This is a genomic window from Aggregatilinea sp., assembly GCF_036822615.1.
In the GTDB taxonomy this organism is placed as follows: Bacteria; Chloroflexota; Anaerolineae; order Aggregatilineales; family Aggregatilineaceae; genus Aggregatilinea.
The window spans coordinates 90,185-106,399 of record NZ_DAISHJ010000009.1 but is presented as its reverse complement, the minus strand read 5'-3'; the positions used below and the strand labels follow the sequence as shown (position 1 = coordinate 106,399).

The window sequence follows — 16,215 nt, the reverse complement described above, 5'->3', positions numbered from 1 at the left end:
CCTACAAGCAGCTCCTTTTTTTGTCAGTCCATAAACCTGTACATCGGGTTAGCTATGCCCTTTCGTCTCAGCATTCGCAGCAAGCTCGCCCTTGCACTCCTCGCACTGACCGTCCTGACCGTTGGGATCAGTGTGGCGCTCAGCCTACACCGCCTGAGCCTCTACATCAACGATCAGGCGATCGACGAACTGCTCGACGACCGGCAGTCGGTACAGCTCATCATCCGGCTTCACCAGAAGGATGCGCGCGCCGATGCTGCTGCGCTGGCCCTGCGCGGGGATTTGCAGACCGCCGTCGCGGATGGCGATCACGACGCAATCCAGCGCATCATCGAGCTGTACCAGATCCAGCAGGGAGACGATACGATTACCATCACCGACGGGGAAGGCATTGTGCTGGCGCGCGCGCACGCCCCCGAACGCTACGGCGACAGCGTGAACGATCGCAATGTGGTCGAGTGGTCCCTGCAAGGCAAAACGGTTGAAACGCTCGAATATGTGGAAGGCGGCCCCGTCTACGCCGTCGGTGGCGTCCCGCTCGTCAGCAACGACGCGGACGGCGCGCTGTTGGGAACGATCGTCGTGGGCCAGGCCCTCGATCAAGCTTTCGTGGATGATCTCAAACAATCGACCGGCGAAGACGTCTCGCTGATCGTGGACAACAGGCGCGTCTACACGACACTCAACGTAACGTCGCGCGATCTGGACATCAAAAACAGGAGTGCGCAGCACTCCAGTATCAAAGTTGACGGCAGCGCCTATCACGCGGTCTACGGCCCTCTGCGCGGGCAGAGCGCAACCGAGACGCTCGGCGTAATCGAGATCGCCAAGTCAAACGCGTCGATCCAGAAGACCATCCGCGACATCATCGGCGGCGTGATCGCCCTGATGAGCGCGGTCGGTCTGGTCGCGGTGGGGCTGGCGTTCTGGTTCTCGGCCCGGCTGACCCGCCCGCTCAGCCGTCTCACTGAGGCCGCGCGCTCGATGGGCCGTGACAACGTCGCGCCCCGGGTAGAAGTTCACAGTGGGGACGAGCTGGAGGTCCTGGCCGACGCGTTCAACCGCATGTCGGAAGACATCCAGCGCACGCAAGCCGAGCGCGACTTACGCGCCCGGCAGCAGGCCGCCCTGGCCGAGCTTGGACAAACGGCCCTGGGCGGAACCGACCTGCGCTCGCTCATGGATCGTGCCGTGGAGGTGATCCGCTATTACCTGAACGTCGAATACGGCAAAGTGCTCGAACTCCTGCCCGGCAAAAAGACGCTGCGCATGGTCGCGGGAATCGGGTGGCACGAGGGAACCGTCGGGCAGGCCACCATCGACGTGAGTGAGGATTCGCAGGTCGGCCAGACCCTGATCTCGGTTGAGCCGGTGGTGATTCTGGACGCGCCGAACGAAACGCGCTTCAAGATCCCGGCGCTGCTCAGCGATCACAACGTGACCAGCGGCGTCAGTGTGGCGATCAACAGCGGCCAGCAGGTGTACGGTATTCTGGGCGCGCATACCACTCGCTCTCGCACCTTCACCCCCGATGAGATTCACTTCTTGCAGTCGGTCGCCAATGTGCTCGCCGCGGCGATCGAAAGCGCAAACGGGGAAACCGCGCTCAAAGAAAGTGAAATGCGCTATCGCCAGTTGATCGAGCTGTCGCCGGAAATGATCGTCGTGTACGACGACGAGAAGGTGCTCTACACCAACCGGGCGGGCGCGGAGCTGCTCAAGGGGCCGCAGTTGTCCCAGATCATCGGCGCGCCCGGCCTGAACGTTTCCGAGGCGATCCGCGACACGCAAGAGCACCCCGCTAACCTGGATATGCAGCACGCCCGCAGGCGTATCATGGAAGGGCACCTCGTTAAACAAGACGGCGAGACGATGTATTTTGAAGTCACTGCCGCGCCGATCACCTATGTGGGGCGTCCTGCACAGCAGGCCATCGTGCGTGACGTCACCAACCGCAAGCGAGCCGAGGCCCAGCTTCAGCACTACACCACGCGTCTGGAAGCGTTCCATGAAATCGACCGGGCGATCCTCACCGCGCGCTCCGCAGAAGAAATCGCCGCCGCGGCTATGGCAAAACTGCGCGAACTGGTTCCCAGCACCAGCGCCAGCGTGACCCTGTTCGACCTGGAGGCCAACACCGCGCAGGCGCTCGCCGTTAGCGCCGATCACCCGCCGTTTGCCGCGGGCGACCAACTGGCATTGGATCGCTTCCCCAACCTGGAACAACTCCGGCAGGGAGAGCACGTGCTGGTTAAAAACCAGGGCGGGCACGGTAGAAACGGCCACAACAGCAGTTATCCCAATCCCTTTGATGGACAGGGATCGTTCATCAGTATGCCGTTGATCTACCAGGACTCACTCATTGGCTCGATCAACCTCGGCATCGAAGATGGGATGCCGGTTGAGGATCAGTACATCGAAACTGTGCAGGAGGTCGCCAACCAGCTCGCGGTCGCCATCCAGCAAGCGCGCCTGCACGAACAGGTCCGTGTGGCCAACGTTCAGCTTGAGCACCGTGTGTCGGAGCGCACCGCCGAGCTGGTCGTTGCGAACAAGCTGCTCAAGCGCGAGATCCGAGAGCACCGCCGCACCGAACAGGCCGAGCGCGAACAGCGCACGCTGGCCGAAGCCCTGCGCGATACCAGCGCGGCGCTCAACCGCACGCTGAACCTGGAAGAAGTGCTGGAACGCATCCTGGAACAGCTTGGGCGCGTCGTGCCGCATGACGTCGCAAACATTATGCTGGTCGAGCGTGGGCGGGCGCGGATCGCGGGCAGTCACGGCTATAACGAACGTACGCTCGATCCCAACCTGCTCACGCAGACCTATGCCATCGACGATCACCCGAACCTGCGTCGTATGGCGATGACGCGACAGCCGCTGGCAATTTCCGACACAGATAACGCGGACACCAGCGAGTGGGCAGCGTGGCCGGGAGATGCATGGCTGCGGTCCTACGCGGGCGCGCCCATTCACTGGAACGAGGAAATTATCGGATTCATCAACCTTGAAAGCGCAACACCCGGCTATTTCACCGTATCGCACGCTGAACGCCTGGGCGCGTTCGCAGATCAGGCGTCCATCGCTATCCGCAACGCGCAGCTTTTCGCCCAGGCGCAGGAACTGGCAACGTTGCAGGAACGCCAGCGGCTTGCCCACGAGCTGCACGACGCGGTCAGCCAAACCCTATGGTCCGCCAGCCTGATCGCGGACGTGCTCCCGACCATGTGGGAAGCCAATCCCGATAAGGGGCGCGAAAAGCTGGCCCGCCTCAAGCAGCTTACACGAGGTGCGCTGGCCGAAATGCGCACACTGCTGTTAGAACTGAGGCCAACCGCACTGGTCGAAGTGGGCATTGATGACCTGCTCCGCCAGCTTTCCGAGGCCATCGCCAGCCGCACGCGTGCCCAGATCAACCTGAACGCGGACGAGGGCTGCGGATTGCCCGCCGATATTCAGATGGTGTTCTACCGCATCGCACAGGAATCTCTGAACAACATCATGAAGCACACACTGGCAACGCAGATCGATATCGATCTGCACTGCACCACGGAAGCGGTGGAAATGTCCATCGCTGACAACGGCGACGGCTTCGATCCCGAAGAAATACCCGCCGGACACTTCGGTGTCGGTATAATGAAAGAAAGGGCCGCGGCAGTTGGCGCGACATGTACCGTTACCAGCGCAAAAGGTCAGGGAACACAGGTCCGCATATCCTGGCTTCGAAACTAACCGCAATGGAGATGAAGCATGAGCAGTAATCCCAGCATCCGAGTCATGATAGTTGACGATCACACCATCGTCCGCGAGGGCCTCGCCACGCTGCTGGACGTTTTCCCCGACCTGGAGCTGGTTGCCGAAGCCAGCAACGGACTGGAAGCCATCCGGCTGTGCGAAGAACACCAGCCCGAAGTCGTGCTGATGGACATGTTGATGCCCGAAATGGACGGCATCAGCGCGACGCGCGCCATTCGCCAGCAGTTTCCGAACGTACAGGTGCTCGCGCTGACCAGCTTCAACGAGAAGGATTACGTCACCGGCGCCATCGAAGCAGGCGCGATCGGCTATTTGCTGAAGGACATCGAGGCGAACAATCTTGCCGCGGCGATCCGCGCCGCGAAAAACGGTGAGCCGACCCTGTCGCCCGAAGCAACGCGCGTTTTGATTCATGCCACCACCCAGCCCGCCCCTCCCGGCCACGACCTGACCGAGCGCGAGCTGGAAGTTCTGTCGCTGGTGGTCAAGGGGCTCAACAACGCGCAGATCGCGGACGTGCTGACGGTCAGCCCGTCCACCATCAAGAATCACGTGAGCAGCATCTTATCCAAGCTTGGCGTGGCGACGCGCACCGAAGCAGCAGCCCTGGCGATCCAGAAGCAAATTGTCCAGTTGACCTAGACCAGTATAGGCCTAGTCACCCACGACTATTTTCCCCGACTCGCCCGTGTCAGGGGCGACCTTTTGTCTTATGCTTGGTTAGTCAGCTTAGCTGGCAGAAGTGGTAAACCTACTCCAACAGATAGATACACATATGCCCATCAAAGTTATGATCGTGGATGACAGTGCATCCGTACGTGAGGGACTGGCGATATCCCTGGAGGAATTTCCAGATCTCGATCTTGTTGCAGAAGCCAGCAATGGCGCTGAAGCCATTCGGCTGTGTGAAACACTTCAACCAGATGTGGTTCTGATGGATCTTGCAATGCCAGGGATTGATGGCGTTGCCACGACACGCGCCATTCGCGCGTCCCTTCCCGATACACGGGTCGTTGTGCTGACCGGCCTTCGGGAAAAGTCGATGATCCAGTCGGCGCTTCAGGCGGGCGCAATTGGATACTTGCTCAAAACCGTGTCGGTTTCCGCACTGGTAAATACGATCCATGCCGTGTACGAAAACCCCGGAAGCGCTGGCATGGCCCGCGAACGCGTCGAAAGCCCGCTGTAACCCGTACCTCACTTCCATCAGCACGCCAAACGTTGTCTCAGTCAACGCCGCCTGGCCCGAATGTTGTGCTAAAGTCTCTATGCACACATTCCGCCAGCGGCGTAACGTGTTTTTCGGCCTGACCACCCGGCGCGACCGCCACGAGACGATCTTCGGCAGCACGATCGAGTCAAATTCAGCGGCAAGAGCAGCAAACAACGCACAGCTGCGCTTCAAGATCGCATCCGCCGCGTTCTTGCGCGAATGCGCGCTTTCCGGCTGAGGAAGCGCAGCAGTCCCCTATCCGGCCCAATGCGAATGCGCCACCTCACCTACCCTGAAATCCACCACCCAGCGCATGTGAATTCGCGGCACCCAGAGTAATGTTAGAGGCAGATAGATCGGACCTTGAGACGTACTGTAACGCGAGTAAGTAGCAAACGAGATTCAGAAGGAGATTGTGATGACAAGCCTGGGTATGGACAAGGGACTTGGTACGACGATGCTGGAATCCATCCACGAAGGCATGGATGTCTACGACGTCGAGGGCAACAAGATCGGAACGGTCGATTACGTGCAGTTTGGCGACGAAAACCCGGCCACGCCGGAAGTCGAGTCCGCCACGGCCACCGATCCGAATCAAATCGGCGAGGATTCCCTGATGGAAGATATCGCGGAAGCGCTGATGCCCGGCTCGGATCTGCCGGAAGAAGTGCGCAGCACGCTGATCCGCGAAGGCTACATCAAGATCGACAGCGGCTTCCTGCGCTCCGACCGCTATGCGCCGTTGAGCCAGGTCGCCAGCGTGAACACCGAGCGCGTGACGCTCAAGACCAACCGCGACGAGTTGATCAGCCGCTAAAGCGCGGAACGAAAAAGTCGAAAGCCCTGCGTTTTTGCAGGGCTTTTTGCTGCCTATTCGCCGCGTTCCACGACCTCGATCGTTCCCAGCAGCACGTGATCGCCCCGCGCGCTGCCATCCGGCCCCAACACCGGCAGCCGTGTCCCGCTGCGCCAGTCATACACGCCCATGCTCAGCACGTAGCGTCCGGGCAGCACAGGCGTCCAGAACGGCACGAAGTTATCCTGCATGATCGTCGTGTCCGTCTGCCAGTAGAGCGGCGACACGCCCAGAAGATCGCGCTGGGCGACGATCTGCCCGTCCGGCGACAGCAGGTGCACGAATACGTTCAAAGGAAGATCCTGCGCCGAGACGAGCGGCTGTAAATAGAGCTGCAGGTTGACGCCATCATTTTCGCCCGTGACCTGCTCGCGCGGAATGTCGATGCCTGCCAACTGCACGACGTCCCCAAAGTTGACCGGATAGGGCGCGGTTTCCGCCCAGGTATCCAGGTCGGCAGACGGCATGCTATCCGCGCCGGGCAGATACAGAGGTCGCTGGCTGACCTGTGCCAGCCGCGCCGCGAGGGCGTCTCCGTCCGCGCTCAGCCGGTACACGTCGAAAGCCACGTCGCCATCTTTGCGCAGCACCTGCCCCTCGTAGCGTGTGCCGTTCGCTTCCGTCAGCCAGTCGGCTTGCGGCGGCGAAATGGGCGACAGCGGCGACACGAACAACAGCGTGGGCTGCTCGCTGAGCACGATATTCGCGTAGGCGTCAAAAAAGACGACACGCGGTTCGGCAGGCGGATCGGAATACTTGTACAGCAGTGGATCAAGCTCGTGGTTGGGCGTAGAAGCGAACACGACCGTCTCGCCGCTGCCGCGCAGATCGGCGGCAAGTTGCGCGAGGTCGTCCCGGTAAATCGCCTGGACTTCATCGTTACGCGGCCACGTCTCGAAATACGCGGGCAGATCGGCGGCAGCCGTCGCGCCGATCACCACCACACCCAGCGCCCCGGCCCACCGCGCCGCGCGTCGCCGCCCCAGCCAACGCCCCACCTGGACCGTCCCCACCGCGACGAACCCCATCACGGCGGGGAGCGTCACGATCGAGCGCAGAAATGACGGCGCGGAAACCGTCACTAGGCTGGGGATCAGACCGGCAAACGCGACCGCGATCAGCAGCAGGTTTAGCGGTTGACGTTTGATCCGCCACGCCATCAGAGCCAGCCCCAGGTAGCCGAGCAGCCCGATTGGCAGAAGGAACAGGGGTCGCCCCGCGACGTTGTAACGCCACTCGGGATCGCCCGTGAAGACCAGCATACCCGCAAGACCGCGCGCGTTGTCGATCAGCTCGTCGGGATCGCCCTGCTTGAACGATTCCCAAGGGCGGTTGATGGTCTGCGCGCGGTTCAGCCCTTCTGGATCGGTCAGCCGGATATACACCATTGGCAGGGCCAGCCCCACGCCGAGTGCCGTCACCAGCGCCAATTCGGGCAGGCGGCGGCGCAGCACAGCGCGATCCAGCACTACCAGCCCGGCAGCAAAAATCGCGTAGGCAGCGTACAGCGCGACAGAGGACGTATAGGTGTAGATCGTCAGTCCCAGCGCGATCCCGGTTGCCGTCGCCAGCCCCCACCGCCTTGCGCGCCGGGGATCGGGACGCAGCAGCCGGTGCAGCCCCCACACGACCAGCAGCAGGGCAACCGGCAGCGTCACGGCGCGCAGCCCCACCCGGCTGGTGAAGATCGCCCAGAACGATACCGCCGCCACTCCGGCAGCGATCGTGCCTGCCAGCCGCCCGTACAGCTCGGACAGGACGCGGTAAAGCAGCGCGACCGTGATCATCCCACAGACGAACGCCGGGAATTTGATCATCAAAGTGGACGTGCCGAACATCATATACGACCCGGCCAGCAGCCAGACGTACAGCCCCTCGTGCCCCTGATTGCTGGGGTAAAACAGCCGGAAGTCGCCATACTCGGCCAGCAGGCGGCCTTCTTCAGCCTTAAAGATCTCGTCGTGCTGCAAGCCCGGCGGCACGTCTCCCAGCGCCCATAAGCGCGTGCCTGCCGCGACCAGGAGAATCAGCACGGCGAGCCACAGCCGCCCGTACCGCTTCGTCCCCGTTGGCACGCGAACCGCCGCCAGCCGTTTCTGCTCGATATCTTCCAATGCCACCCATCTCCACGGTGCCCTGCTCGATCGGACGCGCGTAAGCATACCGCAAGTCACGCTCGCCTTGTACCCTGGCGCGATCAAAACCGGCGGCCCTGTCAGGGAACCGCCGGGAAGCCACTGCTTAAGCTGTATCTCCAAACGACTAGAGTGGAAATTGAGCGGTCCAGAAGTGATCGAGCACGTGGGTCACATCCGCGATCTGTTCGAACTGCGGCAGGCCGCGCGTCGGCGTGATGCGCTGCGCGTTCCAGTTGGGGCAGCGCTCCAGCAGATCGGGCAGACGCTCGAAACTGGTAAATGCATCTTCATCGTACAGTACCAGTACCGGGACAGTCAGCCGCTCGTACAGCGTCGATACGGCATCGGGCGTGAACAGCATCCCCGTCACGAACGACAGCGGCGCGTAACGCGCTCCCGGCTGGTGCGTTGTCGTATAGGCGTAATCGACCATGCCTTCATCAACCGGACCGGCAAAGCTCTTTTTGAGGTAATAGCGAATCCCGGCGCGCGTCACCAGCGCATCATAAATCGCCTGGCTCCACAACGGGAAAGACAGCATCGCCAACGCGCGATCGTTACCGGGATCCTCGCGCGGGTCGGCCTGCAAGCCCGTCGGCGAAATAAACGCAAGACTGCTGATCTTGTCCGGCGCGTCCAGGGCCGCCCGTGCGGCGAACTCGCTGCTCAGCGACAGCGCCACCACATCCGCCGGGCCGTCGATCTCGTGCAGCAGATCGAGGATCGCGTGTGCGAACACCTCAGGCGAATAGTCGCGGTCTGCCCGGTCCGAAAATCCGAACCCCGGCAGATCCAGGGCATACACAGGCCGCTTGCCCCGGTAAAAGTCGAACAGCGGGCGCATCTCGAACGCCGATCCCGCCGCGTTGATGCTGTGCACCAGCACCAGCGGATGTCCTGTACCGCTCGTGTCGGCATAATAGGTCAACAGCCGTCCGTGCCGGTCCACAAAAGCGCGGCGCTCCGCGTCGATCGCGGGCGACAGGGGCACGTGATGGTTCACTCTCAGCGCGCTGTAGCCGATCCAGCCGAGCGCCAGCCCGGCCACAGACGTTACGAGGGCCGCGCCGCCTTCTAACGCATTCCGTTGAGTTTGGTCCGCCATACGTTCCATCTCCCATTTCCAATAACCGTCTCTACCGCCTGCCGTACGATCCTATACGCGTGTATCCACGTCCCCCGACTCCTTATCGCCAAAGAAGCCCGCCACGGCCCCGGCAATAAACGCCAGCACGGAAGCGACCGCCACCTGCGTGAGGCGTTTGCGAGCCGGTGGGCGGCTCTCATCCCGTTTCTCATCGCGCTGCTTGTCCTGCGGCTTATCCTCTGAGGACGGACTCGGCAGCGGCTGTATGGACCCGGCTCTAGAGTCGGTTTGGTGAGCAGGCTGCGCGTTTTCGGAGGGGAAGATCTGCCTCCCGTGCCGCCGCGCGTAGACCTGAGTGAATTCCGCCCCTACGAAAAAGATCTGCGCGGAATAGTAGACCCACAGCAAAATCAGGATAAACGACCCCGCTGCCCCATAGGCGGATGTGGTGCTGCTGCGCGCGAGATACAGGCTGATCGCGTAGCGACCGATGACGAACAGGCCCGCCGTCACCACCGCGCCTACCCCCACGTCGGACCATTCCAACTCGACAGCGGGCAAAAACCGGTAGACCATCGCAAAGGCCAGCGCAAGCAGCGCAAACCCAACTGCAATGTTGAGTACTTGCAGCAGCACGACGTAGGCCGCGCTGGACAGCAAATTCGCAATTTCATTCGTCAGGCCGTTCAGCACGGTGTCCAGGACCAGCGAAAGCAGCAGCAGCCCGCCGATGCCCACGATCAGCAAAAACGCCATGCCCCGGTCTTTGAGCATATTCACGATGCCGTTTCCCGATCGCAGTTCGACTTCCCAGATCGAGTTCAGCGCATCCTGCAACTGCGTGATGATACTCGTAGCGCCCACCACCAGACCGGCAATACCGATGACCGCCGCCAACCCGCCCGACTGGGATTCGTTCAGGTTGCGAACGAGATCTTGAATGGCTCGCGCAGTTTCTTCCCCGGCATTATCCTGTAACTGGTCGTAGATTTGTCCGCGTGCGGCATCTTTCCCCCACACCACGCCGACCAGCACGATCACGATTAGCAGCAGCGGCCCCAACGAAAAAACCGTGTAATAGGCCAGCGCCGCCGCGTAGCGTGAGGCTTTATCTTCTTGCCACTCTTTGATGGTGCGCTTTAGAAGTTTCCATACCTCGCTCAAGTTCATAGCAGTCTGCCCCCAGCATTCCGGTTACCTGTATTGATGGTCATTACAACTACAATGCTCCTATGCCGATTGTAGCAAGGCGTGCCTTGCGGCTGGCAGCCTTATGAAAAGATCGGGCCAATGCGCCTATAAGCGCACCCACCACTTGACCTAGCAGGAAATGTGTCCTTTTTCCGATGCCAGGCGATCCCGCGCATGATACGTTTAGTTGGATCGGGGAGAAGAGTGCACCTTTTAGGGTAAACAGGTGCGAAATTGACAATCGCCTCCAGAATGGGATTTGAGTCCGAGATGTAAGGAGACAACATGAAGAAAACGATAATCGCCACCTACTCGACGCTGCACGACGCCGAAACGGTCGTGGATGAACTGGTCGAACACAATTTCGCACGCCAGGATATCGGGCTGGCAATCAGTAAAAAAGTACCCGGCGGTTCCGAGGCCAGCATGCAAACCGAAGGGCCTGCTCTGGTCACAGTCACAGCAGACGCGGCCCAAATGGGCGTCGCGCGGCACATCATCCAACGCCACAGACCCGACGACATCGATGAGCGCGATCTCCAGTGGCGCAAAGAGGGCGACACAGGTGACACGCCTGACGAAGACGACTATACAGCGATCGAGCGTAAATAGATTGACATTGGCAGTCTGATACAGGGGACGGGCCTGATCCCGTCCTGCTGGCTTTCTCACCACACCGGAGGCCGAACATGGGTAGTTGGAAAGAGGTGCTGACTTATGTGGCAAGCAACGTGGAAGATCAGTACGACGCGCTAAAGCTCGACCTGCGCGAGCGGCTTGGTATGGGGCCGATTCACCTGCTGCCCTATCTCGGCCACGGCACGCCCTACAGCCTGCATCTGGGAGGCCGCGTGCTGGAAGATTACGACGTAGAGCCTGCCGCCCATAACGACACCATCTGGCAGAATCTGCATAACATGTACCGCCGCTTCCGCACCAAGGAAATTCCCCACGCGCGCATACGGGCGCGCTTCCGCGACCAGGAGCAAGTAGTCACCGCAAACGACGAGGGCGTCTTCCAGATCAACATGGCATGGGAAACGCCGCTGCCGCTGGATAACGTGTGGCACGAGGTCCAGCTCGAACTGCTCGATTACCCGGAACAGCATGTCACCGCGACGGGCCAGATCATCGTGCCGCCGCACAACGCGCAGTTCGGCGTGATCAGCGACCTGGACGACACGGTCCTCAAAACCGACGTGCTCAATCTGGTGGCGATGGCGCGCAACACCTTCCTGCGCAATTCGCGTACCCGGCTGCCCTTTGCGGGCGTCGCGGAATTTTACCTGGCGCTGCAAAAGGGCACGGCGAACACGTACAACCCGATTTACTACGTCTCGAACAGTCCCTATAACCTCTACGATCTGCTGGTAGACTTCTTCGAGGTGCGGCGCATCCCGCTGGGGCCGCTGTTCCTGACCAACCTGGGGCTGGCCGACGATCACTTTTTCCGGTCCGATCCGGTCGAGCACAAGCTGGAAGCCATCGATACGATTTTTGCCACCCACCCGGATCTGCCCTTCGTGCTGATCGGGGACAGCGGCGAGCAGGACGCGGCGATTTACCTGGAAGCGCTGGAGAAGTACCCGGGCCGCATCAAGGCCATTTACATCCGTGATGTCACGCCCGACCGCGAGGTCAAACTGGTCGTCGAAGCCATCGCGCACGCCGCCGAGGCAAGCGTCGATCTGCTGCTGGTCGAGGATACGGTTGCGGCGGCGGTACACGCTGCCGAACACGGGCTGATTGCGCCCGAAGCGCTGCCCGACATCCGCCAGGAACGCACCGAGGACAAAAAAGAGCCGGACACGCTCGAAAAACTGGTCGAGCAGGTATCAGGGCCCCGCCGCTAAAAATCCAGCAGATCCGCCATAAGCACCGCGCCCTCGTTCTGTTGCGGCAGCTTGCTCAGGTAGCGCTCGGTCACGGCGACGTTGGAATGGCGCAGCAGCCGGCTGATCGTGTCGATCGGCACGCCGCTCAGTTGCAGCGCGCCCGCCACGCTGCGCCGCAGGTCGTGCGGGGAAACCAGCCCCAACCCGGCCTCATCCGCCGCCGCGTTGACGATACGCCACAGCGCGTCGGTCGAAAGGCCGTAGTCCGCCACGTGTCCGCCGCGCCAGATCCGGCGAATGAGCGGGCTGCCCTTTTTCGGCGTGACGTAGCTCAGCCACGTTTGCAGCGCGTCCACGACCACCGCTGGCACGTCCACATATACTGCCTTGCTGCCCTTGCCGTGCACCAGCAGCACCGGGCGCCCGTTCTGCGTGCTTAAGTCAGACCACCGCGCGTCAGCCAGTTCTTCGCGGCGCAGGGCCATCGTGCACAGCATCGACATCGCCACCCGGTTACGCGCGCGCTGCGCGTCGCTGTTCGCAATCGCTTCTGCGGCCCGCATCAGCTGCCGGAGCTGTTCCAGTGAGAGCCACCGTCCTGGGCGCTGGCCGTCTTCGGCGGCGGGCGCGCGCACGTTGCCGATCGCCGCGCTGGTATAGTCGTCGATCCACCCGGCTTCGGAGAGAAGCTGCGCCAGCGTTACCAACGCGGCGCGGGCCTGGGTCAATCCCTGCTTGCCCTGCCCCTCCTCGGCCAACCGCCCCAGCCACGCCCGCAAACTGGACGGCGACATCGCCGGAAGCAGCGCCGCTAGCGGCAAATTACGCATCCGGCGCATCCGATCGGGACCGGTCGTCGGCTCCAGCCCGGCCATGTCTTCCAGGTAGCGATCCACCCAGCGCGCATAGGCCCGCTGCGTATGCTGGCTGCTGGCGCGTCCAGCCAGCACCGCCGCGAAGTCGAACGTCGCATCGGGCGGCAACGCGGGCAAACGTTGATCGCGCGGGTCGATTGGCTGAAGCGGAAAACTCATTAGACTCATCCACCGGGTAGATTGCAGGTTGGAATAGATTATACGCCAAACCACGCTTATACTTATAGGCGAACTATTACCTCCTTCACCGCACCCATCTATTTACTGTTTCGAAAAAAAGGACGGCTTACCATGCAACCCAGCCCGCAGCACATCGACATCGTACTCGGCATCGATGTCGGCACGCAAAGCGCCAAGTGCGTCGTGCTCGATGCCAACGGCCAGCTTCGCGGCGTCGGCCAGACTGGCTATCCGGTGCTCACGCCGCGCACGGCCTGGGCCGAACAGGACCCGGATGCGTGGTGGGCGGCGGTGACCGCTGCCGTGCGCGAAGCGCTGCGGCAAACCGGGATCGCCCCGGTGCACGTCCAGGGTATCGGGCTGACCGGGCAAATGCACGGTGCGGTGCTGGTCGGCGCGAACCTGGAACCGCTGCGCCCCGCACTGATCTGGATGGACCGGCGCAGCGCGTCGCTGTGTGACGAAATCCAGTCGCATCTCTCTCCCGCGCAGATTGCCGAGATCGCCGGGAACCGCCTGTCGCCGGGGTTCGCCGGAGCGAGCCTCGCGTGGTTGGCGCAGGCCGAGCCGGAAACGCTGGCACAAACGCGCGCCGTGCTCCAACCCAAAGACTATCTGGCGCTGCGCCTGACCGGGGAAATCGTTGGGGAACCGAGCGACGCGTCGGCAACGTGGCTGTTCGACATCCGCCAGCGCAAGTGGTCCCCGGAACTGGCGGCGGCCTGCGGCGTCACAACCGGGATCTTGCCGCCTGTCTCAGAATCCGCGAGTGTGATCGGCAGGCTGCGACCCGATGCCGCCGAACAGATAGGCCTGCGCACCGGGATTCCGGTCATCGCGGGCGCTGCCGATCAGGCCGCGCTGCTGGTCGGCGTCGGCGTCGCGGAGCCGGGGCGCGGCTCGATTACGCTGGGCACAGGCGGGCAGGTGACGGTCATTTCCAGCCGCCCGCAGGTCGATCCCGGTCTGCGCCTGAACACGTTCTGCCACGCCATACCGGGCCGCTGGTACACGATGGGCGCCATCCTCAACGGCGGGATCGCGCTGCGTTGGTGGCGTAACACGCTCAGCCGCGATGGATCGCTCAACTACAACGACATGACCGCCGAAGCGGCGCGTGTTCCGGCGGGAGCGGAAGACCTAACCTTTCTGCCCTACCTCGAAGGCGAGCGCACGCCGCATATGGATCCCAGCGCCACCGGCACGTTCCACGGCCTGACGCTGCGCCACACCCCGGCCCACATGACCCGCGCCGTGCTCGAAGGCGTCGCCTATGCGTTCCGCGACTGCCTGGACACGTTGCGCGCGGCAGGGCCCGTTCCCGATCATTTCCTGATCGGCGGCGGCGGATCGCAAAGCGCGCTCTGGCGGCAGATCATCGCGGACGTGTTGGGCGTAGGGCTGCAAACGGTGCTCGGATCGGAGCACACCGCGCTCGGTGCGGCGATGCTGGCCGGGGTCGGATCGAAGGTTTTCTACGATCTCGATCAGGCGATTGCCCTGGCCGTGCGCTACGGCCCCACCGAGCAGCCGAACAGCGCCAACGCTGCCGTCTATGCCGAGGGGCTGGCCCGCTACCGCGCGCTGTATCCCGCGCTGCGAGCGATCGAATAGGCCCAGCTATTTACCATCAAGCGACGCACGGCACGAGTACTTATTTTATGCTTCACACTGCACGGCAGTGCCAGACAGAGAGAAATCGATGGCGCACGTATTCATCAGCTACAGCCGGAAAGACAGCGAATATGCGCACCTGCTGGTCAAAACGCTGGAGGACATGGGCTTTGCCGTCTGGATAGACGACAAGATCGACTACGGGACGAAGTGGGCGGATGTGATCGAGAACAACATCGACCACTGCGGCGCACTGATCCTGATTATGTCGCCCGACGCGCAGGACTCATCCTGGGTCAAGCGTGAGCTGGCGCTGGCTCAGGCCAAAAACAAGCCGCTGTTCCCTCTCCTACTGGCAGGCCAGCTCTGGCCCGAGGTCGAAGACGTGCAGTTTGCCGGAATCCAGGACGGGCAGATGCCCCCGGCGAAATTCTACAGCGCCCTGGCTAAATACGTCACCCAGATCACGACGCACGACGTCAAATCGGTACACTTGCGCAAAGAAATGCTGCGCTCGTCCACATTCATCGACCCTACCTACAGGCCCCTGATCGACGCGATCCGTGAGCACCGGCAGCCATCCGCGCCGCTGGGCGTCGGTGTGTGCATCCGCTCATACCCCGATCTTGACGCGATCACCCGGCGGCTGCTCATGGTGACGCCCAACATCGTATTTTGGGAGACAGCCGATCAAAGCGAAGATCTGAAGCTGCACGTGGTCGATACTGACCTGATCAGCTATGGCTACGAAGGGTTTGGATCGTACGAAGCCGTGTATGGGGGGACAGCCTACTTCACGGCGGACAATGACGCCCTCCGCGACTGGCTGCGGGCCACGAAAGGGCTGGCGACGCAAGGGATCGTGACGTTCCGGCCCCTGACCGGTGAGTTCAATTTCTCCGACTGGGACGCCGATCCGTTTGACGGCGGGCAGCTCCCTCACGAGTCGATCCAGGAACGCGTCGAGTGGACGGAATTTTCCCCGCCCGATACCCGGCACCGCGCCATCCACCCCAACGACGCCCTTATTCTGGACTATCCCGAATTCAAGCCGCTAATGGAGTTGGCGCTGCCCGTCGTTGAAGGCGTTTCGCTGGACACACTGGGCGGCTGGTCATCCGTCCGCGACGCCGCCCGGTTCCTGGCGGCGCGTCTCGATGCGCTGCGTACGTGCTTTGCCAGCGATGACTTCGCGGCCCAGCAGACAGTCGCCCAGCAGGAAATCACGGCCCGGATCGCCCAGCATCGCGGCGATCTCGACGCCCAGCGGCCCAGGACCGTAACCCGGCCCGACTGGAAACTGGCGATCTACGGCATCGTCAAGACGGGCGCTACCGTTCAGTTCCGGGGCTATTCCGGCGAACTGCTGGCCGCAGCGCCCGCATATTCCAGATACCTCATCGACAAGCTGCCGCTGGGACAGGACGAAACCTATTTTCTGTGGGCCATCCGCTAAGCGGAGGAGCCGGG

General features: G+C 62.2%; 13 protein-coding genes. 9 read left to right on the top strand and 4 right to left on the bottom strand.

The window, feature by feature from the left end; all coding sequences use genetic code 11:
* The first annotated feature begins 54 nt into the window (after positions 1-54).
* From V7116_RS05280 to V7116_RS05260, 5 genes are all read left to right on the top strand, one after another.
* Complete coding sequence (locus tag V7116_RS05280; RefSeq protein WP_324390843.1) at positions 55-3,732, top strand: GAF domain-containing protein; 3,678 nt, start codon at positions 55-57, stop codon at positions 3,730-3,732.
* Positions 3,733-3,750: 18 nt separating this feature from the next.
* Positions 3,751-4,398, top strand: a complete 648-nt coding sequence (locus tag V7116_RS05275) for a response regulator transcription factor (protein ID WP_324390842.1) — start codon at positions 3,751-3,753, stop codon at positions 4,396-4,398.
* Positions 4,399-4,531: 133 nt separating this feature from the next.
* Positions 4,532-4,945, top strand: a complete 414-nt coding sequence (locus V7116_RS05270) for a response regulator (RefSeq protein WP_324390841.1) — start codon at positions 4,532-4,534, stop codon at positions 4,943-4,945.
* A 79-nt stretch (positions 4,946-5,024) separates the two neighbouring features.
* Positions 5,025-5,207 (top strand): hypothetical protein, encoded by a 183-nt coding sequence (locus V7116_RS05265; RefSeq protein ID WP_324390840.1) that lies wholly within the window; start codon positions 5,025-5,027, stop codon positions 5,205-5,207.
* 180 nt (positions 5,208-5,387) lie between these two features.
* Positions 5,388-5,786, top strand: coding sequence for a hypothetical protein (locus V7116_RS05260; protein ID WP_324390839.1), 399 nt, complete (start codon positions 5,388-5,390; stop codon positions 5,784-5,786).
* 53 nt (positions 5,787-5,839) lie between these two features.
* Here V7116_RS05260 and V7116_RS05255 read toward each other — a convergent pair whose 3' ends face one another.
* From V7116_RS05255 to V7116_RS05245, 3 genes are all read right to left on the bottom strand, one after another.
* Entirely contained in the window at positions 5,840-7,945 is a 2,106-nt protein-coding gene (locus V7116_RS05255; protein ID WP_324390838.1) for an ArnT family glycosyltransferase, read from the bottom strand.
* 142 nt (positions 7,946-8,087) lie between these two features.
* The gene (locus V7116_RS05250) at positions 8,088-9,068 is read right to left on the bottom strand and encodes an alpha/beta fold hydrolase (protein WP_324390837.1); all 981 of its coding nucleotides are present in this window, start codon (positions 9,066-9,068) and stop codon (positions 8,088-8,090) included.
* 51 nt (positions 9,069-9,119) lie between these two features.
* Positions 9,120-10,220: a YhjD/YihY/BrkB family envelope integrity protein gene (locus tag V7116_RS05245; protein ID WP_324390836.1), complete on the bottom strand. Its 1,101-nt coding sequence runs from the start codon at positions 10,218-10,220 to the stop codon at positions 9,120-9,122.
* A 306-nt stretch (positions 10,221-10,526) separates the two neighbouring features.
* Between V7116_RS05245 and V7116_RS05240 the strand changes: the two genes are divergently transcribed.
* A complete protein-coding gene (locus V7116_RS05240) occupies positions 10,527-10,853 on the top strand; it encodes a hypothetical protein (RefSeq protein ID WP_324390835.1) in 327 nt (108 codons plus the stop codon).
* A 77-nt stretch (positions 10,854-10,930) separates the two neighbouring features.
* On the top strand, positions 10,931-12,094 hold the full coding sequence (locus tag V7116_RS05235; protein WP_324390834.1) for an App1 family protein: 1,164 nt from the start codon (positions 10,931-10,933) through the stop codon (positions 12,092-12,094).
* On the opposite strand, the gene V7116_RS05230 is transcribed toward V7116_RS05235, so the two are convergent.
* On the bottom strand, positions 12,091-13,110 hold the full coding sequence (locus V7116_RS05230) for a tyrosine-type recombinase/integrase (RefSeq protein ID WP_324390833.1): 1,020 nt from the start codon (positions 13,108-13,110) through the stop codon (positions 12,091-12,093). The genes V7116_RS05235 and V7116_RS05230 overlap by 4 nt on opposite strands.
* Before the next feature lie 132 nt (positions 13,111-13,242).
* On the opposite strand from V7116_RS05230, the gene xylB reads away from it, so the two are divergent.
* Both xylB and V7116_RS05220 read left to right on the top strand, forming a co-directional pair.
* Positions 13,243-14,745: a xylulokinase gene (gene xylB / locus V7116_RS05225; RefSeq protein WP_324390832.1), complete on the top strand. Its 1,503-nt coding sequence runs from the start codon at positions 13,243-13,245 to the stop codon at positions 14,743-14,745.
* Positions 14,746-14,833: 88 nt separating this feature from the next.
* Positions 14,834-16,201, top strand: coding sequence for a toll/interleukin-1 receptor domain-containing protein (locus V7116_RS05220; protein ID WP_324390831.1), 1,368 nt, complete (start codon positions 14,834-14,836; stop codon positions 16,199-16,201).
* Positions 16,202-16,215: the final 14 nt, after the last annotated feature.

What these genes read in the sequence shown, in the direction of transcription:
- V7116_RS05280 (WP_324390843.1), top strand. Translation starts at nt 55, where the DNA reads ATGCCCTTTCGTCTCAGCATTCGCAGCAAGCTCGCCCTTGCACTCCTC.
- V7116_RS05275 (WP_324390842.1), top strand. Translation starts at nt 3,751, where the DNA reads ATGAGCAGTAATCCCAGCATCCGAGTCATGATAGTTGACGATCACACC.
- V7116_RS05270 (WP_324390841.1), top strand. Translation starts at nt 4,532, where the DNA reads ATGCCCATCAAAGTTATGATCGTGGATGACAGTGCATCCGTACGTGAG.
- V7116_RS05265 (WP_324390840.1), top strand. Translation starts at nt 5,025, where the DNA reads ATGCACACATTCCGCCAGCGGCGTAACGTGTTTTTCGGCCTGACCACC.
- V7116_RS05260 (WP_324390839.1), top strand. Translation starts at nt 5,388, where the DNA reads ATGACAAGCCTGGGTATGGACAAGGGACTTGGTACGACGATGCTGGAA.
- V7116_RS05250 (WP_324390837.1), bottom strand. Translation starts at nt 9,068, where the DNA reads ATGGCGGACCAAACTCAACGGAATGCGTTAGAAGGCGGCGCGGCCCTC.
- V7116_RS05245 (WP_324390836.1), bottom strand. Translation starts at nt 10,220, where the DNA reads ATGAACTTGAGCGAGGTATGGAAACTTCTAAAGCGCACCATCAAAGAG.
- V7116_RS05240 (WP_324390835.1), top strand. Translation starts at nt 10,527, where the DNA reads ATGAAGAAAACGATAATCGCCACCTACTCGACGCTGCACGACGCCGAA.
- V7116_RS05235 (WP_324390834.1), top strand. Translation starts at nt 10,931, where the DNA reads ATGGGTAGTTGGAAAGAGGTGCTGACTTATGTGGCAAGCAACGTGGAA.
- V7116_RS05230 (WP_324390833.1), bottom strand. Translation starts at nt 13,110, where the DNA reads ATGAGTTTTCCGCTTCAGCCAATCGACCCGCGCGATCAACGTTTGCCC.
- xylB (WP_324390832.1), top strand. Translation starts at nt 13,243, where the DNA reads ATGCAACCCAGCCCGCAGCACATCGACATCGTACTCGGCATCGATGTC.
- V7116_RS05220 (WP_324390831.1), top strand. Translation starts at nt 14,834, where the DNA reads ATGGCGCACGTATTCATCAGCTACAGCCGGAAAGACAGCGAATATGCG.